We start from the raw sequence: 17,412 nt of genomic DNA on the forward strand, positions 1-17,412 counted from the left end.
GTTAAGGCTGAAAGAAAAGATTATATATTTTAAGGTAGGTTCCATCATTTTCGATAGCAATTAATGCCTGATTAATTTTTTCAATAAGTTCTGCTTGACCTAATCTGGCGACAACTCCAAATCCTATTCCAAAAGGAAAACTGTCGCCCAATAACTTACAGTCAGGTGTATTGGATGCCCAGTATTGTGCCTGATCGCTATTTGTCACTATCGCGCTAACTTCCGGATCAGTCAGTCCATTAAGCAAATCCATGAATGTTTCGTAATATTTAAATTGAATATTATTGTTGAAATAGACCGTTAAATAATCGGCAGTAGGTGAACCTAAATGAATTCCTATAGTCTTTCCTTTAAGATCGTCAATTTTTTTTATATTCGAATTAGATGGTACAAGAAACTGGTGATAGCTGGATTTGTAGGGAAGGCTGAATAAAAATCGCTCGCTTCTTTCAGGCGTAATATTAATGCTTCCAATGCCTAAATTGATTGTACCGGAATTAACTTCAGCTAAAATTTGTTCAAATAATAACGGCTTGTATTGGCATTTCGCATTGATGCGCTTGCAAATCTCATTCATGAGTTCAATTTCAAAACCATAAAACTCATTTTTCGATGAAGAATCGTTGACCTGAATTTCAAAAGGAGGATTATAAGACAAGGTACCTATGGTCAAAGTCAGTGCATACCCTTTATAAAAGGGAATAACCAAGAGCAAAGAACATAAATAAAGTCTGAGGCGAACCATTTAAAGATCCTTTTTATATAGTTATTTATTATTTTAGCTTCATTTTGGCAAAATAAAAGGTCGATTGGGTTGTTTTTAATCTATCTTGAGGCAATCTACCTTACCCTTAACAAAATTAAGGCAGATTGCAATGATTGCTAATTGATAAAGCTGATGATGCCACACGGATTAACTGTGAGCCGATACATGATGAATAGTTTGCTGTTCCAGCTCATTTTGTTTGTCTAACCAGGCAATTAATTTTGGCCGGAATAATTTAAAAAACAAATAGAACCGGTTGCTTGAACGAATTTGTGCCATCTCATCCCTTGCGTACAGTTCTGCAATTTCTGATGGTGTTGTTAATTTTAAATTCAAGGCTATTTTATCCATATGGAAAGCAATATCGGTTAGCGCACAATCACTTAATTTGAATGCACCATCAATGATTTCTTTGCCGTTTAATTTTAAATCGTTCATAGTGAATTGATGATGATAGAAATACTCACAGGTTTTTCCATTGGCTGCTTTTAATTTGGGATCAGCCCCCGCAATCTCCAGTTCTCTGATTAGCTCATCAAAATGATAAAAATTAGCCCAATGCAAGGCGGTCATACCATGATGATCTCTTTGATTGACATCACAGCCTAATTCTTGCATTTTCGCCAAAATCAATCGGGCTGACTCTTTATCAGCAAGTTTGCAAGCTAATAAAAGCGCTGTATTGTCATAAGAGCATGTTATTAGTAAATTGCGATTGGCAAAGGTTAACGTTCGTTCCAGATTCGCTTTGTTAGCTTCAATAACGGCCAGATGTAAAGGCGTGTTTGTTGGTACCTGATCGTCATAACTTACTTTACTGGGGAGGCTCATTTCGCAGAAGGATGGCAAAGTTTCTCTCAGGAAAGACAGAGCGCTGCTGTGTAATAGTTCTTCATGATAGAGAGAAAAAAAGGCCTCAAGAGTATCTAGTTGTTTGAGCAGTGGATAAATTGTTTCCAGAACTTCCTCAGTTAACAAGTCGTTAATTTGTAATTTAAGCAAGAATGACTCGTATTTTTCTATAATTTGCCCATTACATAAATGAGGAGTGATTTTTTCCATAAAATTTTGGCTTAATATGCCTAGTTTATGCGTAGTACTCATAAATTTTGAAAGTGCCCTAATCTCAGGGATACCAAAATTCTTGATGATTAATAAATGAGCAATGGCAGGAATGAAATCGCTGGGCGTTGCCTGGGTTAACCCAAACAGTTCAAAAAGAAGAATCCATTCATCGTATTGCTCAAATACGCCATCCCCCTGGTAAATTTGCAGAGGAGGCACTTTCGTTATGTTAGTATATCGTTCCAGTTTGTTTTTTTGAGCCAAATAGGCTACCAACTCATAGGTTTTATTATCTTCTGGTGGAAGCATCCTGACTGCTTCAACCAATTCGGTTCTTGATAGAGAGCTTGTATTTTCATCAGCATATATACGGAGAGCCAGGGTAGGATTGGAGATCTTCTTGTGCTTAATGAAACTAATTAAATGGATTAATTCGGTTAATTGTTGAAATTGCCGTTCTGTCAATTTTCTCTTAAAGCCTTCAGCTATTCTGGTTTCGATTTCATCGATGGGAATGTCTGGAGTGTCAATAATAGCCAGGAACCAGTCGGTAAAAGTAATTGTTTCAATATGGGGAGTTGTTGCAACCATAATCATTCCTTAAATAAATTGTCAATATTATAAACAAAAGGCATTATTTTGATAACAATAAAATGACATTTTGTAAAATAAATGCGATGCAAGAGTGCAAAAAGTCGTAGAGTCCAATTTCATGGCATCCAGTGGTTATAAGGAGAAACCGGATGAGCAAGGCTTTATTTAAGATTGCAAGAATTAATTATTCATTTTGTAGATATTCAATCTTCTTCTGGATTACTATTTATAAGTAAGATAAATAGTGTGAGTAGCCATCTTGAAATTTAGGTTCCGTTTTTATCTGGGTATGGTTCTTTTAATTTTGGCGATAGTATGTCCTTTGCTGATCCCATTAATTGTGCAATCCAATTTCTCAGTGCTGATAAAGGGATTTCTATCTTCAATATTAGTGTTTGGTCTTCCAGAAATTTTGATAGTCTTAGCTATCGCCTTACTTGGAAAAGAGGTGTATGGCCTTATCGAGCAAAAAATTAAAAATATCCTTTTTAAGGAAAAAGTCTCAAGGACTCGTTATCGTTTAGGTTTGGTTTTCTTTGCCTTTCCACTTGTTATAGGGTTGCTGGAGGTGTTTGTAAAAGAAATTACCTTGGCTTATGGAAGTTATTATTATTATTGGGTAGAAATTATTTGGACTACGATGTTTGCTTTAAGCTTTTTTATTTGTGGGAAACAATTTTGGGATAAATTTAAATCTTTATTTATTTATGATTCTTATGTCGTTTTTGAAAAAACTAAAAAATGAATTTATTAATTGGAATTGTTTCTAGTTTGGTCTGTTCTCCTTATCGCTTTCGCTATCTGGCGATTTACAATATTCATTGATTTTAGGCAAACTTAATTTATAAATATGTTCTTGCCCTGGCAATATCTCTATTCCCCAGAGTGAGAATATGGGGTTATCATCTATCGTATATCTCGCGTCTGCGAGGATTAATGGTTTTTTATTGGCAACAATTAGAAATCCATCGGTAAACCATTGAAATGTCGCCAAATCTCTTTTTTGTCCGGATGACAAGGTGAACGGAATCATTGATTCATTAAAGCTTAAAGCCTGTCGAATCAGCTTGATTGTGGCCGGATAGAAAAGAGAGGTTTTTGCTTCTGCGATAATTAAACAATGCTGCTGTTTGGCGATAATGCGCCAATCAGTAGAGCTGGCTAATTTAGGTAAAGCACGTGTATGGTTTAATTTGAGATTATTAGTCGTGGCGTATTGATGAATGCCATCTAAAGCTCGGTTATGTAATATCGTATTAAAAATCAGAAAAAAAAAGCAGAAAATCAAGCTTGCTGTTACTGCTTTTTGATTTTGATAGATGACTGACCAGGCTGTTCCTAAGAATAGAGGCAAGGTAAAAACAGGATCAATAATAGAAATAATATCCCAACTGATGCGATTATCGCTCCAGGGCCAAAATAAAACGGTACCGTAAGAGGTTAATGAGTCTAATAAACAATGAGTCGCATAACCAACAAGAGAGGCTCCAATAGTTACTTTCCAATATTTTCTATATTGTGAAAAACACAATAAAAACAGCGCGACTACCAGGCCTCCAATTGGGATAAACATTAAGGAATGCGTAAGATAACGGTGCCATTGCTCAAGGCTCAATGGTTCTTGGCTAAAACGAATAAAAACATCCAAATCCGGAGCCATCCCTGCTAAAGCACCTGCTTGCCAAGGGATTTTCTTGTCATATTTTCCAAAAGCTGCTTGTGCACAAGCAGCACCTAAAGCACCGTGAGTTATTGGGTCCATTTTTTACTTAACAGGCTGATAATACAATGAAAATGCGCTTCTTCTGAGAAAGGTAAGGCTTTAATTTCATTGAAAAAATAAGTATTATATGTTGCAAAAGAATTTTTATAGATATTTTTTAAAAAATAAAAGTAATTTTTTCAATTTTAATTGGATTTACTGTTCTAATGATAATTGATTTTACTCAATTTGATGGGTTTTACAATGATAAGGACGTTTCTTACAGCATTCCTCATGCTGCTTTGTTCACTTGCTTTAGCACAAGAAAAGGTTATCACTCATTTTTTTAAGGAAGTTAATTCTTCCATAGCTATTTCAGAAGGAAAAGCGAATATCCAGGCAAGCCGATATCGTGTTGTTGATATCGATGTTAACCAGCTTTACGCAGAATTGGAAAATGCGCCTCATCGTGATGGTATAAGCACAGGCATACCCCTTCAACTTGAACTTCCTCAGCCGGATGGAACTGTAAAACGTTATCAAGTGATGGAAAACAGCACTTTAGCTCCCGAATTAAGTACAAAATTTCCAGAAATTAAAACGTATGACGCCTATGGGGTTGATAATCCAGGGGAATTAGTAAAGTTTGATCTGACACCTCAAGGTTTTCATGCCATGATCTTAAGTCCGGGTAGAGATACAGTCTTTATTGATCCTTTAATAAAGGGTAATACGCAGTACTACATGATTTATTACAAAAAAGATTTCATTACTTCCAAAAAAATGAAGTGCGGTGTGAAAAATCAAAATCAACCTCTTATAAATGCGGCTTCAAAAAGAGATTTCACTGATTTTAATCCCTGTGTATTAAAAAAATATCGTCTTGCATTGGCGGCAACGGCACAATATACCCAATTTCATGGGGGTACAGTACCTCAAGCACTTGCTGCAGAGACAACAACTGTCAACAGGGTCAACGGTATCTTTGAAATCGATATGGCAATCACGATGCAAATTATTGCTAATAACAATTTGATTATTTACACAGATCCGAATACCCAGCCCTATACCAGCGGCGATCCTGATAAAATGATTGGTGAAAATCAGGCAAATATCGATAAAGAGATTGGAGCAGCTAATTACGATATAGGTCATGTGGTTGACGCCGCTGGCAGTGGATTGGCTCAAACTCCAAGCGTGTGTATAAACGGTGAAAAAGCAATGGGTGTAACTGGGCAAAGTAATCCTGTTGGAGACCCATTTGATGTCGGTTATGTTGCCCATGAAATAGGACATCAATTTGGTGCGAATCATGTACAAAATAATAATTGTCAAAGAAATAATCCTACTGCTGTAGAGCCTGGAAGCGGCAGTACGATTATGAGCTATGCGGGAATTTGCGACCCTAATGTCCAAGATGATTCTGATCCCTATTTTAATGGTATTAGTTTGCAAGAAATGGGGAATTTTGTTTCTGATGCAACACATACTTGTCCTGTAAAGACATCAATACCCTCTGCTCCGGTAATTCAAGGAACGAATGGCGGGGTTAAAATACCAGCACAAACGCCTTTTGCTCTAACTGCTACAGCAACTAAAAGTGGAGGTAATGAGGCATTAACTTTTGCATGGGAGCAACAGAATAATGAAGCATCACAGCAGCCTCCTGTCAGCACCTCAAGAGTTGGACCAAATTTTAGAAGTTTCTCTCCTCAAGTATTGGGGACACGTTATTTTCCCAATTTAAATGCCTTGGCTAATAATGGTCCCTTTACCTGGGAAGTTTTACCTTCAGTCTCCCGCACTTTGAAGTTCAGGGTAACCGTACGCAGGAATACTCCCGGAGGTTCTTGCAATGCTTATACAGATACTACCTTATCTGTAGAAAGTAAGGCTGGACCTTTTGTAGTGACGAATCCCACCGAGTCAGGTATTACCTGGACTGGTATCTCACCAAGGACAGTCACTTGGGACGTAGCCAATACTAACCTTCCTCCAATAAATGCCCGATTTGTAAACATTCTATTATCAATAGATGGAGGGCAAACTTTTCCTTTTACCCTCTTATCAAATGTCGACAATACAGGAAGTGAGGTAATCTGTGTTCCTAATCTGAATTCGTCAACAGCAAGAATTATGGTGCAGGCATCAAATGGGACTTTTTTTAATGTTTCCAAAAACAATTTGACTATTATTCCAGTTCCACCTCGACCACCAGAGTTAACGCGCGCTGATCGAAATCCTATGGATACTTCTAAGGCTTTTGTTCTCTATGCAAATTGCATTCCAACTGGCAATGATGTGTATACGGTGAATGGATTGCCCCCTGGTGCAACAGTAAGATTTGATGCAAATAATCGACGATTTGTCATTGAGAATATTAATACACCGAAAAGAGTGCGGAATGTGACTATAACCGCAACGGATGAAAACGGTGTTAGCAGAACTTCAAATGCAATTACTATCCCCAGTATTTTATAAAAAAGGCTCAATATGAATAGATACCCCATATTTTTTTTAGTTCTTTGTGTTTTTGCACTGGAATCTCATGCCGGCTTGTATTCTGGAATTAATTTGGGAATCAATGCTGTTAAAATCAATAAAAATCTGGTTTACCCGCTGGAAGATCCTGTGCCAACAACTTCCAGTTTTAATAATGCTTATACTGATTTTCATGGACAATTGATCGCAGGTTATGATTTTTCTCTTGCCCCAAAAATATCTGCTGCAGTTGAAGCAAATATTGACCTATTTACAGGTAAGGCAAAACACAGAATCACCGAATGGTATTTTGATGAGGATGTTTATGCAGAAGAGCAGTTAAAAGTAGGTTATTCGTTATTTTTGTTACCCACCTATCATTTAAATGACATGGTTCAGTTTTTTGTAGGTCCAGGCGTGTCATCAAGTCGATTTAATATTGCTTTTAGTAATACTGCTGGAAACGTAGGGGTCAGTGATAGTTTGAATGAATGGCTGACCGGGATAAGTGTTAAGGCGGGTTCAATAACGAAGCTGACTCGTAATATAGACTTACTTTTAACCTATCAATTCACACAATATAACAGTGTTACCGGGGTTCAAATGGAACCTTTATCCGAAGATACGTTGAGAGGGAGCTATAAGCCAAACGTAAACACAGTGCTAATAGGTTTTAAAGTACACCCTTCAGATGAAATCACAAAAGACACTTAATCTCAGTTATGGATAAGACCTCAATTGCAGTGACTTGAGGTTTCCTATCCTTAACTGATTTTAAATAATCAAACTGAGCACGCCATGTCGTGGCCGCAGCAAACAGGTGATTTGATTTGACCGCATCCGTTGGGGCATTTTGCTACTTGAACTTTATTCCCATCATTTTTGACTATGGTGCCACTAACCAACAATGCGTCACATTTACTGCAGGTTAAATTTTTTACGCCCATACCACATTGATTGCATTTACATTCCATTATAATGACTCCCTTTTATTTAAGTAGAAAAACTTTTATTAATTATAATCCATACTAAATTGAATTGGATTCTTCATTAGAGTTCTGTCCTAGCAAGACTTCATTGACACTTTCTCTAATGCTTTCTGTTATTGAACCAAGGTTTAAGTGATCTTCTGTTAAACCAAATGGTTCTTCCAAATTTCGAGCAATTCCCTCTATGGCGATAATTAAATAGGTAATAATAATGGTAGCAGGTATTGCCCAAACTCCAAGCGTATCGATTAGGCTGCAAGGTAAAAAAAGGATAAAAATAATGAATACATGCTTTACAAAAACCCGAAATGAAAGCGAGATAAATGTATTTTTAATGCGCTCGCAACCGCCGCAAATGTCCATAAATTTGCTAAATTCGTTATCCAATAACCATAGATTCAATCTTTTCGATGCTTTTGTCTTGTCAGAAAGCTCACGATACAGCTCCTGGGCAATATAAGAGGGCACATGATTGGGAAGATTTGTCATTGCTAAAAACTTTTTAAAGTCATCACGAGTACTTTTTTGTCTCAAATGGATAGCCAATACCTCGCAAAATGTGTTGATGAGTTCAGAAAATTTTTTAGCTTCATCGGTATTAGGCAATAACAATACCCTGATTTTTATTGCTAAATTACGACTGGCATTGACTAATTGGCCCCACAGAGTTCTCGCTTCCCACCAACGCTCATAAGCCCGATTGCTTCTAAAAACCAGAAGCAAACCTAAAATGATGCCAAATACACTTTGTGAATAGGATAGCCAGTTACTGGAATGCAAGTTAACTTGTTCAAACCAAAAATAAATAATTGCGCTGTAAACACCAACTAAAACACTTATTCCAAGTACTTTCTTTAGAGCATGGGTGAAATGTACTTCTGAAAATAAATAGCTAACCATGGCCGTCCATTTGATTGTTTCGTTTTTCAAGAATAATAGAAACCAAACTTTCCATAAAGTGCTTTGTCAAAAAAGCATGGGGCAAAATAAGTAATAACCAGAGAAAACCAGTTATTACTTATTGTTCAGTCTAAACTCTTATTCTTAGAGAGCAATAGTCTGTTTATTAGTAGTTACTATCATTTATGGGTGTTGATGGGTGTTTGGCGCTGGTTGTTGATGATAATGTTGATTCTGAGATGCGTAATAAGGTGAATGATGATGCGTTGTAAAAAAACTATTGGGGTGGTACATAGGCAGTTGGCCTGGAAAATAAGGTGGGTTCGGATTAACAACCACAGTTTGTTGTCCATTGTTGACTTGAACAGTAGCATTTGACGGGTGAGAGTGTGTCTCAGGGTGATGATGTACTCGTTTCATAGATTATTATCCTTATAAAAATACAACTGCATTACATACATAAAACTGACGCTACTCAGGCTATTAAAAAATAATCTGAGTGGGAGATTGTAATGTAGATAGTTAAACAAGTACAGATAGTATTAAAAATTTACTATTTTTCTTTCTCGCATTCAATACTATTGGTTTTTTTGTGCTAATATTTTGATCATGATGAATATATAAAAGCACTATTCTCGTCAAACTGATTAACATAACTTAATAAGCTAAGGAATAAGCACCAAGGGGGTGGTTTGTATTTCTTTGTGTTTAACCAGATTTATTAAGGTTTTGTTATGGATTCTCTAGATTTAGATTTTTATGCCATTACCAGAGCTTTTTTATTTTTTGCACTTGTTGGTTTGATGGTGTTTTTTGAATATTTCTTTAGTTGTCATCATTTAGGCAAAGCAGGAGTTCGAAAACGTAGAATCAATAATTGGTGTCTGGGAATTGTTAATATTATAGTTGCTTTTCCTCTTAGCACTTTAACTGCGGCTGCCTATTGTGAATATTATCAAATAGGGTTGTTTAACTTGCTGAAGATGCCTTTTTGGCTTGTCTTTATTTTATGGTTCATAATGTATGATTTGTACGTGTACTTATTTCATCGCCTAAGTCATGTTACTTCCTTATGGCATTTTCATAAAATACATCATTCCGACAAATCACTTAACGTAACAACAAGTTTTAGATTTCATCCCATTGAATATGTTTTATTCAATGTTTTAAAGATAGTTTTGATTATGCTGTTGGGTCCTTATTTCTTTGTTTTATTAATCTCTGATTTTATTCAAGCAGTTCTTGTATTCTGGGGGCACAGCAACATTGGTCTAAATGTTAAACTTGAGCGAGCACTATCTCGAATAATTATTACTCCGAGATATCATGTGTTGCATCATACTCAAGATGAATGTAGAAGAAATTATACTTCAGGATTAACACTATGGGACTATTTATTTCATACTCACACAGAACCTATTTGGAATAAAGAGGATATCAATAAATTAACTCTCGGAATCCGAACAAAAACAAATGATATTGAATTTAAAAATCTCTTGTTAATAAATAAATTAATCCATTTTGTTGGCAAACCACAATTTGTCTATTTCAAATTCCCGCTTATTACAATAGGAATTGTAATAACTTTTGGAATAGTTGAATTTTATTAATTGCTTTGACATGTAGGCTTTAGTTAAAATATAGCCTGTTTTTCTTTATAGACTTATTTCCGGGAGCCATAACTTATGATTCCCCAAAAATAGATTGTTATTAAATCCCGGCAGTCTCTAATTATATCAAAAGAAATTTATTTCCCATGCTGAAAAGAAGTGCTAGCTTGATGCTGCTTTGATGTCTCTTCGCCATGGCAAAGTCTATAAAAAAAACAATAAAGATTATAATAAGGTGATGCACCAGGAATAAAATCGGGCGCATTATTTCTTCTTGCTTCCTTTTGTGTTTGTTCCAAAGTTAGTTTGTCAGTCTCTTTTTTTTGCATGTTATTTGTTGATTTCATAAACCTTATCCTTGATTAAGAAAATATATTGAATTTTTAGTATGGCTCAAACCAAGAAAAAGAGTTTCTGGTTTGTTTACAAATAAACCATTTTATTGCTCATGGATTGGTGATTATAGTTCAGACAGGTGATCAATTGTAGTAGTTGTCCCGGATGTGTTATGTTTATCTGACTGATAGGAATTGAGGTGCCAGAACAAGGAATAGATGATGAACTGTTTCCCTTTCTTTGCCAAAAAAAATAAAAAAAGTGATGATGGAAAAGCAGGAGCAACATTAAGTGTGATTCCTGCAAGTACTTCTACAAATAAAACAATGGTAAAGGAAATTTGTTTTACAGATATTTTTTGTGACACTCATCCTTTTGTTTGGTTTTACTATCCGGAACATAACCTGGCCATTTGGACATCAAAACTTGCGGGAACAACCCAAAACTACCCGGCGGATTATTTGCTTAAACAACTTGCAAAGATTCCTGGAATTACAATCAATCAGGGGGATGCAGCCATTAAGGATGTTAGTACTTTTATGCAGAGCCATCAAATGATTCCTATTAGAACTTGCGAGAGCTGGCAATATATCAAGTCTTCTTCTTTCTCAATGAGCTAATAGAAAATAAGCGAAGAGATAGAAAGCGGGTTCAGGTTCGTAAATAGTGTGTCAGGGTCATTCAGATGACTTTTCTCATGTCATTGATTTGATAGAGCCACACTTAATGAAACATTAGAACGTTATGAGAATAATAATATACAATGAGCTCATTTAAATTCCGAAATGAGTGAAGTATGAAACCTACTTATGAAAAGCACTGGTCTAAAATCGAATATCTACATCAAAGCGTAAAAAATCCAAACATTCATATCAAAGGTAAACACAGCTATTATAGTGATGCCTGGACTGGTCGTTTTGAAGAAACCGTCGTTCGGTATCTTTATGGAGATGAATACAGTTTAAAAACCTGGCAACCACAATGGCCGATCGACCAACTATACATTGGAGATTATGTCTGCATTGCTGCTGAAGCGATAATCCTGTTGGGAGGAAACCATAATCATCGAGCGGACTGGTTTTGTTTGTATCCATTTGCAGACAAATATGTAGATGCTTATCAGGGCAAAGGCGATACTATTATTGAGGATGGTGCCTGGATCGGGATGCGTGCTGTTATTATGCCTGGTGTTACTATTGGCGAAGGAGCAATCGTGGCAGCAAACAGTATTGTCACCAAAAATGTGGAGCCCTATAGCATTGTTGCTGGAAATCCTGCGCAACTAGTTAAAAAAAGATTTGCAGATGATGTGATTGAACGAATTCTGGCGTTAGGTATTTATTCCTGGAGTGAAGCCAAATTTAACTTGTTAAAAAACTATATTTGCAGCAATAACATAGATAAATTGGAGCAGGCAAGCAGGAGCTATGATCAAAACCATACCATAGAAAGCAAATGATGAATATCAGGCAATTAAAATCAGGTGACGAAGCCAACTTGGAAACTTTTTTAAAGTCCCATACGGATAAGAGTATGTTTTTGCGTAGTAATCTTTATCATTCCGGGTTGCATTATCAAGACAAACCTTTTCATGGTGATTATTTTGCTTCTTTTGATAATTCTGAAACGATTACCGGCGTATTAGCCCATTATTGGAACGGCAATGTAATCGTGCAGTGTCCTGATTTAAATGTATTAAGAACTCTAGTGGACACTTTTCAAAAAAGCGTGACCAGAGAAATTGCAGGTATTCTCGGTGAAGAGCAACAAGCCGATGTAGTTATTAAACACCTCCAGCTCGAACACATAGATTATTCCGTGAATTACCCGGATGGGTTATATGAGCTCAATTTACAGAATCTGGTAATGCCTGGTAACACGGGCGGATATCAACTGAAAGAAGCCAAACACTGTGATAAGCGTTTATTATATGAGTGGTTTAGAGCTTATCATATCGAGGCTTTAGGTGCTGAAGATGACAGTTCAAGATTAAAAGATCAAGTAGAAAATGAAGTTAAAAGTACTCTCCAAGGCAATGAACGTTGGATTTTAGAGGTGGATGGCATTCCTGTCTCATTATGTGGTTTTAACGCAAGACTACCGGATATTGTCCAAATTGGGCCAGTGTGGACACCAGTTGATTTGCGCGGGCGCGGATATGCTCGAACCGTTGTTGCGCTTAGTCTTGATGTAGCCAAAAAAGGAGGGGTCAGTCGAGCGGTATTATTTACTAATAATGAAGCCGCAGTTCGAGCTTACCAGGCAGTTGGTTTTAATAAAGTAGGTAATTATCGATTGGCCATATTAAAAAAACCAATATTCCTAAAGTGTTCATTGTGAATACTTATTAAAACAGTAAAGGTATTTATAAAGGGAAATAAAAAGATGGACATGGATATCATGCATAAGCCTTTGAAACGAGAACTCACCCTATTCGGCGCCACGATGATGGGGCTTGGATCTATTGTCGGAACGGGTGTTTTTGTGAGTATCGGAATTGCGGCGGGTGTCACAGGACCATCCGTGATTCTTGCTATTGCTTTGGCCGCACTTGTTGCTACCTGTAATGCGTTCTCAAGCGCTCAACTTGCTGCAAATCATGCCGTTAGTGGAGGTACTTATGAATACGGATATCGTTATTTACATCCTGCTTTTGGTTTCACTGCCGGCTGGATGTTTTTATGTGCGAAGAGTGCTTCCGCTGCAACGGCAGCACTTGGGTTTGCCGGTTATTTCATTCACCTGTCAGGTTTAGAGACGGAGCCTATCATCCCTGTCGCTATGATAGTGTCTATCATATTAATACTTTTAGTCTTAAGTGGACTCAGAAGAACAAACACAGTGAATATTATTATTGTAATGATTACGTTAATAACCTTAACCGTTTTTATAATAGGAGGATTACCTGATTTCCTGCAGCGGGGAATGGTTAATTTGAAGCCCTTCTTTCCTGTGTCAAACCAGGAAGGATTAAGCCATTTTTTTTATGCTACGGCTTTAATGTTTGTGGCATATACCGGTTATGGCAGAATTGCAACATTAGCGGAAGAGGTTAAAAATCCAAGAAAATTTATTCCTGCAGCTATTATTATCACTCTGATTGTTAGTGCAATACTTTATATCTTGGTGAGCCTTGTTGCCATTGGGGCTGTGGGGGTTGAAAAGTTGGCTCAAGTGACTGAAACAAACGCAACTCCTTTAGAGAGCGCAGCACGAGCCATTGGTATCCCTGGATTGAATCTTTTAATTGCCATCGGGGCATGCACGGCCATGTTAGGGGTATTGCTCAATTTAATACTGGGCTTATCTCGTGTAGCTTTGGCTATGGGCAGAAAAGGTGATTTACCAAAGATTTTTTGTCATGTATCAGAAAAAAGACATGTTCCTGTTTTTTCTGTCATTGGAGTTGGAATTGTAATTATTGCTCTGGTGTTGACTGGTAGTGTTGAAACTACATGGACATTCAGTGCGTTTACAGTGTTAATCTATTACGCAATTACTAATCTTGCTGCCTTGCGTTTGCCTAAAGAGGAGCAATTGTATTCACCCCTGTTTGCTATCGGAGGGTTACTGTCCTGTCTTTTCCTGGCGTTTTGGGTGCCGATTGGGGTATGGATGGCGGGAATCAGTTTACTTGCTCTGGGACTTATTTGGAAAGTTGTTGCCAATCGCTTTTTATAAAGATGAGAAAAAAAGACTGATGTGTTCTAAAATAAACAAAAAGATCAGAGAAAAGGAAGAGCAATGATCGATGGGATTATGGTTTTATGGTTTATTTTACTGATGCTCTCTTTGGCTTTTATTGCTTATGATGTGAGGGAGATGCCAATAGATTGGGTGCAAAAACTCGGATGGGTGTTGGTCGTGGCCTATACCGGCCCTTTAGGCTTGTTTTTTTATTTTTTGACTTGCAGAAGTCCAGGTAAAGGATTGCATGCTTTATATACTAAAGCGCAATGGAAACAGGCGGTTAATTCCGAAGTACATTGTTTGGCTGGGGATGCGACAGGGATCATCTTCGCGGCAATTTTTTTATCTTTTATTGATTTAAGCAATGGTGTAGAACTTATTCTCGAGTATATTTCTGCATTTATTTTTGGCTGGGTTATTTTTCAGGCTGGAATGATGCGAAGTATGTATTCCAGTTATGGCGAAGCATTAAGGAAAACATTTTTTGCAGAAACCGTATCCATGAATTTTGTGATGATGGGTATGATTCCTGTGATGATGATTTTAATGAACTCATTCGAATATGGGCGCAATCCAGCGCATTTGCAATTCTGGTTTATTATGGGAATGGCGACTTTAGTTGGTGGCTTTATCGCTTTTCCAATTAATAACTGGTTGGTTAAGAAAAAATTAAAGCATGGATGTATGACTTTGCCGGAGGGGGGAGAACATACCGAAGGGCATATGGCTCATCATCATGAGGAGCACGAAGCGCATTCTCAGACACAAGCTAAAATGATTGGTTCGAAAGGGAGGCATGCGCACACTCATGAAATGGGAAGCTTGCCATTAAATATCCAATTACAATATGTGGGTATAAGTTTTGCAATCTTATTGATTATTGTTTTGATAATGGCCTTTTTTGTTCCATTGAAGGTATAACAGAGGTTTTTATTAAATTTGAACAATGTTGGATTAAAATAATCCAACATTGCTTTCCTTCTATTGCATGGTTCTTGATATTGCTTTTCCAGTTGCTTTAATATCTTGTTTAGCCCCTGTTACAGTCCCTTTAACAGTATGGCATGCTGCTAACAGAGCAATGCTTACACTGAGGGCTCCTAACTTGATTAAATTCCTTTTTAAGTTAAACATAACTCCTCCTTTATGCTTATAACACACTCGAATTTTAAACGCCTGATTCTATAGTTATCTCTGCATGTCTTGGACAAGGGGAGACAAGCAGGATTTTTAACGAGTCATTTAAAATCAAATAACTGCATTTTTATTTTTGGTTATTTTCATCAAAAGAATTCTTTACATAAAGAATAGAAGAGTATTCTTAATTTTCAAGATAAAATTTCTAGCAAATGAAATAGTCCGGATTTACGAAAAAAGTAATCGCCAGAATTCGCTCTTGTTACAAAATTATTTGTAGGTAATAAAACTGATACGCCCGGTTCGCTCCAAACGAGCTTCTTTCACTATTGCTAAATCTCCTTCACTTAATTTCTCTCTGAGCACTTGTTTCAAGTCCTCTTCAGTCACTTGATGTCTTTTCAAAGCACTCCAAATGAGCTGGCCATCTTGTATTAACAGCACCGTTTTTCCTTTAACCAGTTTTCCAAATCTGTGCGAGTAAAAAGAGCAAATAGCGAAGACCCAATGTAAAAAAATAAGTAAACTGCTTCCAGCCATTGCGGATATTAAAGTAGAGTTGCCATTAATTGCACGGCTTAATACGGCACCAATGACAAATACAAAAATATAATCAAATGCTGTTTCAAAATTGTATCGGGTATTGCCAATACGGATGATAAAAATCGCAAAAACATAGATAATAAAAGTTCTTATAAAAAGATATAAAAGGTTTGGATCAGAATTAATCTTATGGAGGTAGTCAAGCCACATATCTTTTTCAACAAATCATTTATCCTAAAACTATAAATAGAATTGCTTTTATTTTGCAACAACTTTATCAAGTTTTAAATGGATTGCTAATTGGATGCTTGTCTGGATAAGAGCTAAGTCAGTTACTTAAAAACTTCAATCTTAGGCAGATAACCCCATATCCAGACAAATAAAACCTTATTTTTCAAATTGGTTCTGATAATTCATTGATATTTATGTCGTTTTTTCTTTTATAAACAGTTCGTTAAGCTTGTCTTCATAAAAATGGTAATTTAATACCTGATATAACTCTTCCCGAGTTTGCATTTCTGTTAGAACATCCTTTTGAGTGCCGTTCTTGCGGATTGTGTCATAAACTTTTTCTGCGGCAGCACTCATTGCCCGAAATGCGCTTAATGGATAAAGAGCCAGACTAACTCCCACTCCCTTTAATTCCTCCAGAGTAAATAATGGAGTGACTCCAAATTCAGTGATATTGGCCAATACCGGAACATGGCATTGCTCAGTTAATGCCTGATATTCCTCAAGTTTACGCACTCCCTCAAAGAAAATCATATCTGCCCCAGCTTCAATATAAGCACTAATTCGCTCTAGGGCTTTATTTAAACCTTCATTAGCCAGGGCATCAGTTCTTGCCATAATAACAAAATCAGGATCGGTTTTCGCATCCACGGCGGCTTTAATACGATCAATCATTTCTTCTTTTTCAACCAGTGCCTTACCTGGGCGGTGACCACATCGTTTGGCTTGAACCTGGTCCTCAATATGAACCGCGGCTACCCCTGCTTTAATCATTTCCTTGATAGTGCGTGCGATGCTAAAAGCGCCACCCCACCCTGTATCAATATCGACAAGCAAAGGCAAATCAACCGCGCTCATGATGCGCCGTGCGTCTTCAACTACATCATTTAATGTGGTAATTCCCAGGTCTGGTAAGCCGTAAGAGGCATTAGCCACCCCAGCTCCTGAAAGGTAAATGGCATGAAATCCTGCTTTTTGAGCTTGCAAAGCGGTATAGGCATTAATTGTTCCTACAACTTGTAATGGCTTTTCTTTCATTAACGCTTCGCGTAGTTTTTTTCCTTGGCTATATTGAAAATTTGACATTTGGTTTCCTTGTTTTGCCTAAGATGAGAATTTATCAGGACTTACGAAAAATCCCAATCTCTTTGTTAAAAAAGTTTTTAATTCGGTCATTTAGTTTATCTAAACTCCATCATTAACAACATTTTTTGCCTTGATCTTGGGGGTTTTCGTAAGTCCTGTGTATTTGATTTTTACGTTCTTTTGGATATTTTTTCAAACTATTCGAAAGATACAGCAGAACTACATCCAGAGCTTGAAAAAGTGTATAAGTCATGTACCAAAGACAAGTTTGTTTACCTCGTA

18 protein-coding genes are annotated in these 17,412 nt (G+C 36.9%); 9 read left to right on the forward strand and 9 right to left on the reverse strand.

Annotated elements, in window-relative coordinates:
- Nucleotide 1: 1 nt before the first annotated feature.
- Nucleotides 2–745, reverse strand: a complete 744-nt coding sequence (locus EL201_RS00180) for a transporter substrate-binding domain-containing protein (RefSeq protein ID WP_027223144.1) — start codon at nt 743–745, stop codon at nt 2–4.
- A 168-nt stretch (nt 746–913) separates the two neighbouring features.
- Complete coding sequence (ankQ, locus tag EL201_RS00185; protein WP_080273211.1) at nt 914–2,428, reverse strand: Dot/Icm T4SS effector AnkQ/LegA10; 1,515 nt, start codon at nt 2,426–2,428, stop codon at nt 914–916.
- A gap of 256 nt (nt 2,429–2,684) precedes the next feature.
- Between ankQ and EL201_RS00190 the strand changes: the two genes are divergently transcribed.
- A complete protein-coding gene (locus EL201_RS00190) occupies nt 2,685–3,170 on the forward strand; it encodes a transporter suffix domain-containing protein (RefSeq protein ID WP_027223146.1) in 486 nt (161 codons plus the stop codon).
- Between the two features lie 21 nt (nt 3,171–3,191).
- On the opposite strand, the gene EL201_RS00195 is transcribed toward EL201_RS00190, so the two are convergent.
- The gene (locus EL201_RS00195; RefSeq protein ID WP_027223147.1) at nt 3,192–4,187 is read right to left on the reverse strand and encodes a metal-dependent hydrolase; all 996 of its coding nucleotides are present in this window, start codon (nt 4,185–4,187) and stop codon (nt 3,192–3,194) included.
- Nucleotides 4,188–4,391: 204 nt separating this feature from the next.
- Between EL201_RS00195 and EL201_RS00200 the strand changes: the two genes are divergently transcribed.
- Nucleotides 4,392–6,608: a reprolysin-like metallopeptidase gene (locus EL201_RS00200; protein ID WP_027223148.1), complete on the forward strand. Its 2,217-nt coding sequence runs from the start codon at nt 4,392–4,394 to the stop codon at nt 6,606–6,608.
- A 12-nt stretch (nt 6,609–6,620) separates the two neighbouring features.
- The gene (locus tag EL201_RS00205; RefSeq protein ID WP_027223149.1) at nt 6,621–7,322 is read left to right on the forward strand and encodes an outer membrane beta-barrel protein; all 702 of its coding nucleotides are present in this window, start codon (nt 6,621–6,623) and stop codon (nt 7,320–7,322) included.
- A gap of 314 nt (nt 7,323–7,636) precedes the next feature.
- Here EL201_RS00205 and EL201_RS00215 read toward each other — a convergent pair whose 3' ends face one another.
- Nucleotides 7,637–8,497: a bestrophin family protein gene (locus EL201_RS00215; protein ID WP_027223150.1), complete on the reverse strand. Its 861-nt coding sequence runs from the start codon at nt 8,495–8,497 to the stop codon at nt 7,637–7,639.
- Nucleotides 8,498–8,680: 183 nt separating this feature from the next.
- On the reverse strand, nt 8,681–8,917 hold the full coding sequence (locus tag EL201_RS00220) for a hypothetical protein (RefSeq protein ID WP_027223151.1): 237 nt from the start codon (nt 8,915–8,917) through the stop codon (nt 8,681–8,683).
- Nucleotides 8,918–9,231: 314 nt separating this feature from the next.
- On the opposite strand from EL201_RS00220, the gene EL201_RS00225 reads away from it, so the two are divergent.
- Nucleotides 9,232–10,107, forward strand: coding sequence for a sterol desaturase family protein (locus tag EL201_RS00225; RefSeq protein WP_027223152.1), 876 nt, complete (start codon nt 9,232–9,234; stop codon nt 10,105–10,107).
- A 137-nt stretch (nt 10,108–10,244) separates the two neighbouring features.
- Here the strand turns inward: EL201_RS00225 and EL201_RS00230 are convergent, their stop codons facing one another.
- Nucleotides 10,245–10,454: a hypothetical protein gene (locus EL201_RS00230; RefSeq protein WP_027223153.1), complete on the reverse strand. Its 210-nt coding sequence runs from the start codon at nt 10,452–10,454 to the stop codon at nt 10,245–10,247.
- 207 nt (nt 10,455–10,661) lie between these two features.
- On the opposite strand from EL201_RS00230, the gene EL201_RS00235 reads away from it, so the two are divergent.
- The 5 genes from EL201_RS00235 to EL201_RS00255 all read left to right on the forward strand — a co-directional run bounded on the left by EL201_RS00235 (nt 10,662) and on the right by EL201_RS00255 (nt 15,054).
- Nucleotides 10,662–11,063 carry a hypothetical protein gene (locus EL201_RS00235; RefSeq protein ID WP_231955093.1) on the forward strand — a complete coding sequence of 134 codons (402 nt, stop codon included), beginning with the start codon at nt 10,662–10,664 and terminating at the stop codon, nt 11,061–11,063.
- 176 nt (nt 11,064–11,239) lie between these two features.
- The gene (locus EL201_RS00240; protein WP_027223155.1) at nt 11,240–11,902 is read left to right on the forward strand and encodes a CatB-related O-acetyltransferase; all 663 of its coding nucleotides are present in this window, start codon (nt 11,240–11,242) and stop codon (nt 11,900–11,902) included.
- Nucleotides 11,899–12,783, forward strand: a complete 885-nt coding sequence (locus EL201_RS00245) for a GNAT family N-acetyltransferase (RefSeq protein ID WP_027223156.1) — start codon at nt 11,899–11,901, stop codon at nt 12,781–12,783. Before EL201_RS00240 ends, EL201_RS00245 begins: the two co-directional genes overlap by 4 nt.
- Before the next feature lie 45 nt (nt 12,784–12,828).
- Nucleotides 12,829–14,124 (forward strand): APC family permease, encoded by a 1,296-nt coding sequence (locus EL201_RS00250; protein ID WP_027223157.1) that lies wholly within the window; start codon nt 12,829–12,831, stop codon nt 14,122–14,124.
- A gap of 63 nt (nt 14,125–14,187) precedes the next feature.
- Nucleotides 14,188–15,054 carry a DUF4396 domain-containing protein gene (locus tag EL201_RS00255; protein WP_027223158.1) on the forward strand — a complete coding sequence of 289 codons (867 nt, stop codon included), beginning with the start codon at nt 14,188–14,190 and terminating at the stop codon, nt 15,052–15,054.
- A 60-nt stretch (nt 15,055–15,114) separates the two neighbouring features.
- Here EL201_RS00255 and EL201_RS15600 read toward each other — a convergent pair whose 3' ends face one another.
- The 3 genes from EL201_RS15600 to prpB all read right to left on the reverse strand — a co-directional run bounded on the left by EL201_RS15600 (nt 15,115) and on the right by prpB (nt 17,130).
- The gene (locus tag EL201_RS15600; protein WP_165481399.1) at nt 15,115–15,267 is read right to left on the reverse strand and encodes a hypothetical protein; all 153 of its coding nucleotides are present in this window, start codon (nt 15,265–15,267) and stop codon (nt 15,115–15,117) included.
- A 273-nt stretch (nt 15,268–15,540) separates the two neighbouring features.
- A complete protein-coding gene (locus EL201_RS00260; RefSeq protein WP_027223159.1) occupies nt 15,541–16,023 on the reverse strand; it encodes a DUF421 domain-containing protein in 483 nt (160 codons plus the stop codon).
- A gap of 213 nt (nt 16,024–16,236) precedes the next feature.
- Nucleotides 16,237–17,130, reverse strand: a complete 894-nt coding sequence (gene prpB, locus EL201_RS00265; RefSeq protein ID WP_027223160.1) for a methylisocitrate lyase — start codon at nt 17,128–17,130, stop codon at nt 16,237–16,239.
- Nucleotides 17,131–17,412 lie beyond the last annotated feature (282 nt).

This window comes from Legionella pneumophila subsp. pascullei, assembly GCF_900637585.1.
GTDB classification, from domain to species: Bacteria; Pseudomonadota; Gammaproteobacteria; order Legionellales; family Legionellaceae; genus Legionella; species Legionella pascullei.

Excerpts from the sequence above, each read along its gene's own strand:
- EL201_RS00180 (WP_027223144.1), bottom strand. The coding sequence starts at position 745 with ATGGTTCGCCTCAGACTTTATTTATGTTCTTTGCTCTTGGTTATTCCC.
- ankQ (WP_080273211.1), bottom strand. The coding sequence starts at position 2,428 with ATGATTATGGTTGCAACAACTCCCCATATTGAAACAATTACTTTTACC.
- EL201_RS00195 (WP_027223147.1), bottom strand. The coding sequence starts at position 4,187 with ATGGACCCAATAACTCACGGTGCTTTAGGTGCTGCTTGTGCACAAGCA.
- EL201_RS00200 (WP_027223148.1), top strand. The coding sequence starts at position 4,392 with ATGATAAGGACGTTTCTTACAGCATTCCTCATGCTGCTTTGTTCACTT.
- EL201_RS00205 (WP_027223149.1), top strand. The coding sequence starts at position 6,621 with ATGAATAGATACCCCATATTTTTTTTAGTTCTTTGTGTTTTTGCACTG.
- EL201_RS00215 (WP_027223150.1), bottom strand. The coding sequence starts at position 8,497 with ATGGTTAGCTATTTATTTTCAGAAGTACATTTCACCCATGCTCTAAAG.
- EL201_RS00220 (WP_027223151.1), bottom strand. The coding sequence starts at position 8,917 with ATGAAACGAGTACATCATCACCCTGAGACACACTCTCACCCGTCAAAT.
- EL201_RS00225 (WP_027223152.1), top strand. The coding sequence starts at position 9,232 with ATGGATTCTCTAGATTTAGATTTTTATGCCATTACCAGAGCTTTTTTA.
- EL201_RS00230 (WP_027223153.1), bottom strand. The coding sequence starts at position 10,454 with ATGAAATCAACAAATAACATGCAAAAAAAAGAGACTGACAAACTAACT.
- EL201_RS00235 (WP_231955093.1), top strand. The coding sequence starts at position 10,662 with ATGATGAACTGTTTCCCTTTCTTTGCCAAAAAAAATAAAAAAAGTGAT.
- EL201_RS00240 (WP_027223155.1), top strand. The coding sequence starts at position 11,240 with ATGAAACCTACTTATGAAAAGCACTGGTCTAAAATCGAATATCTACAT.
- EL201_RS00245 (WP_027223156.1), top strand. The coding sequence starts at position 11,899 with ATGATGAATATCAGGCAATTAAAATCAGGTGACGAAGCCAACTTGGAA.
- EL201_RS00250 (WP_027223157.1), top strand. The coding sequence starts at position 12,829 with ATGGACATGGATATCATGCATAAGCCTTTGAAACGAGAACTCACCCTA.
- EL201_RS00255 (WP_027223158.1), top strand. The coding sequence starts at position 14,188 with ATGATCGATGGGATTATGGTTTTATGGTTTATTTTACTGATGCTCTCT.
- EL201_RS15600 (WP_165481399.1), bottom strand. The coding sequence starts at position 15,267 with ATGTTTAACTTAAAAAGGAATTTAATCAAGTTAGGAGCCCTCAGTGTA.
- EL201_RS00260 (WP_027223159.1), bottom strand. The coding sequence starts at position 16,023 with ATGTGGCTTGACTACCTCCATAAGATTAATTCTGATCCAAACCTTTTA.
- prpB (WP_027223160.1), bottom strand. The coding sequence starts at position 17,130 with ATGTCAAATTTTCAATATAGCCAAGGAAAAAAACTACGCGAAGCGTTA.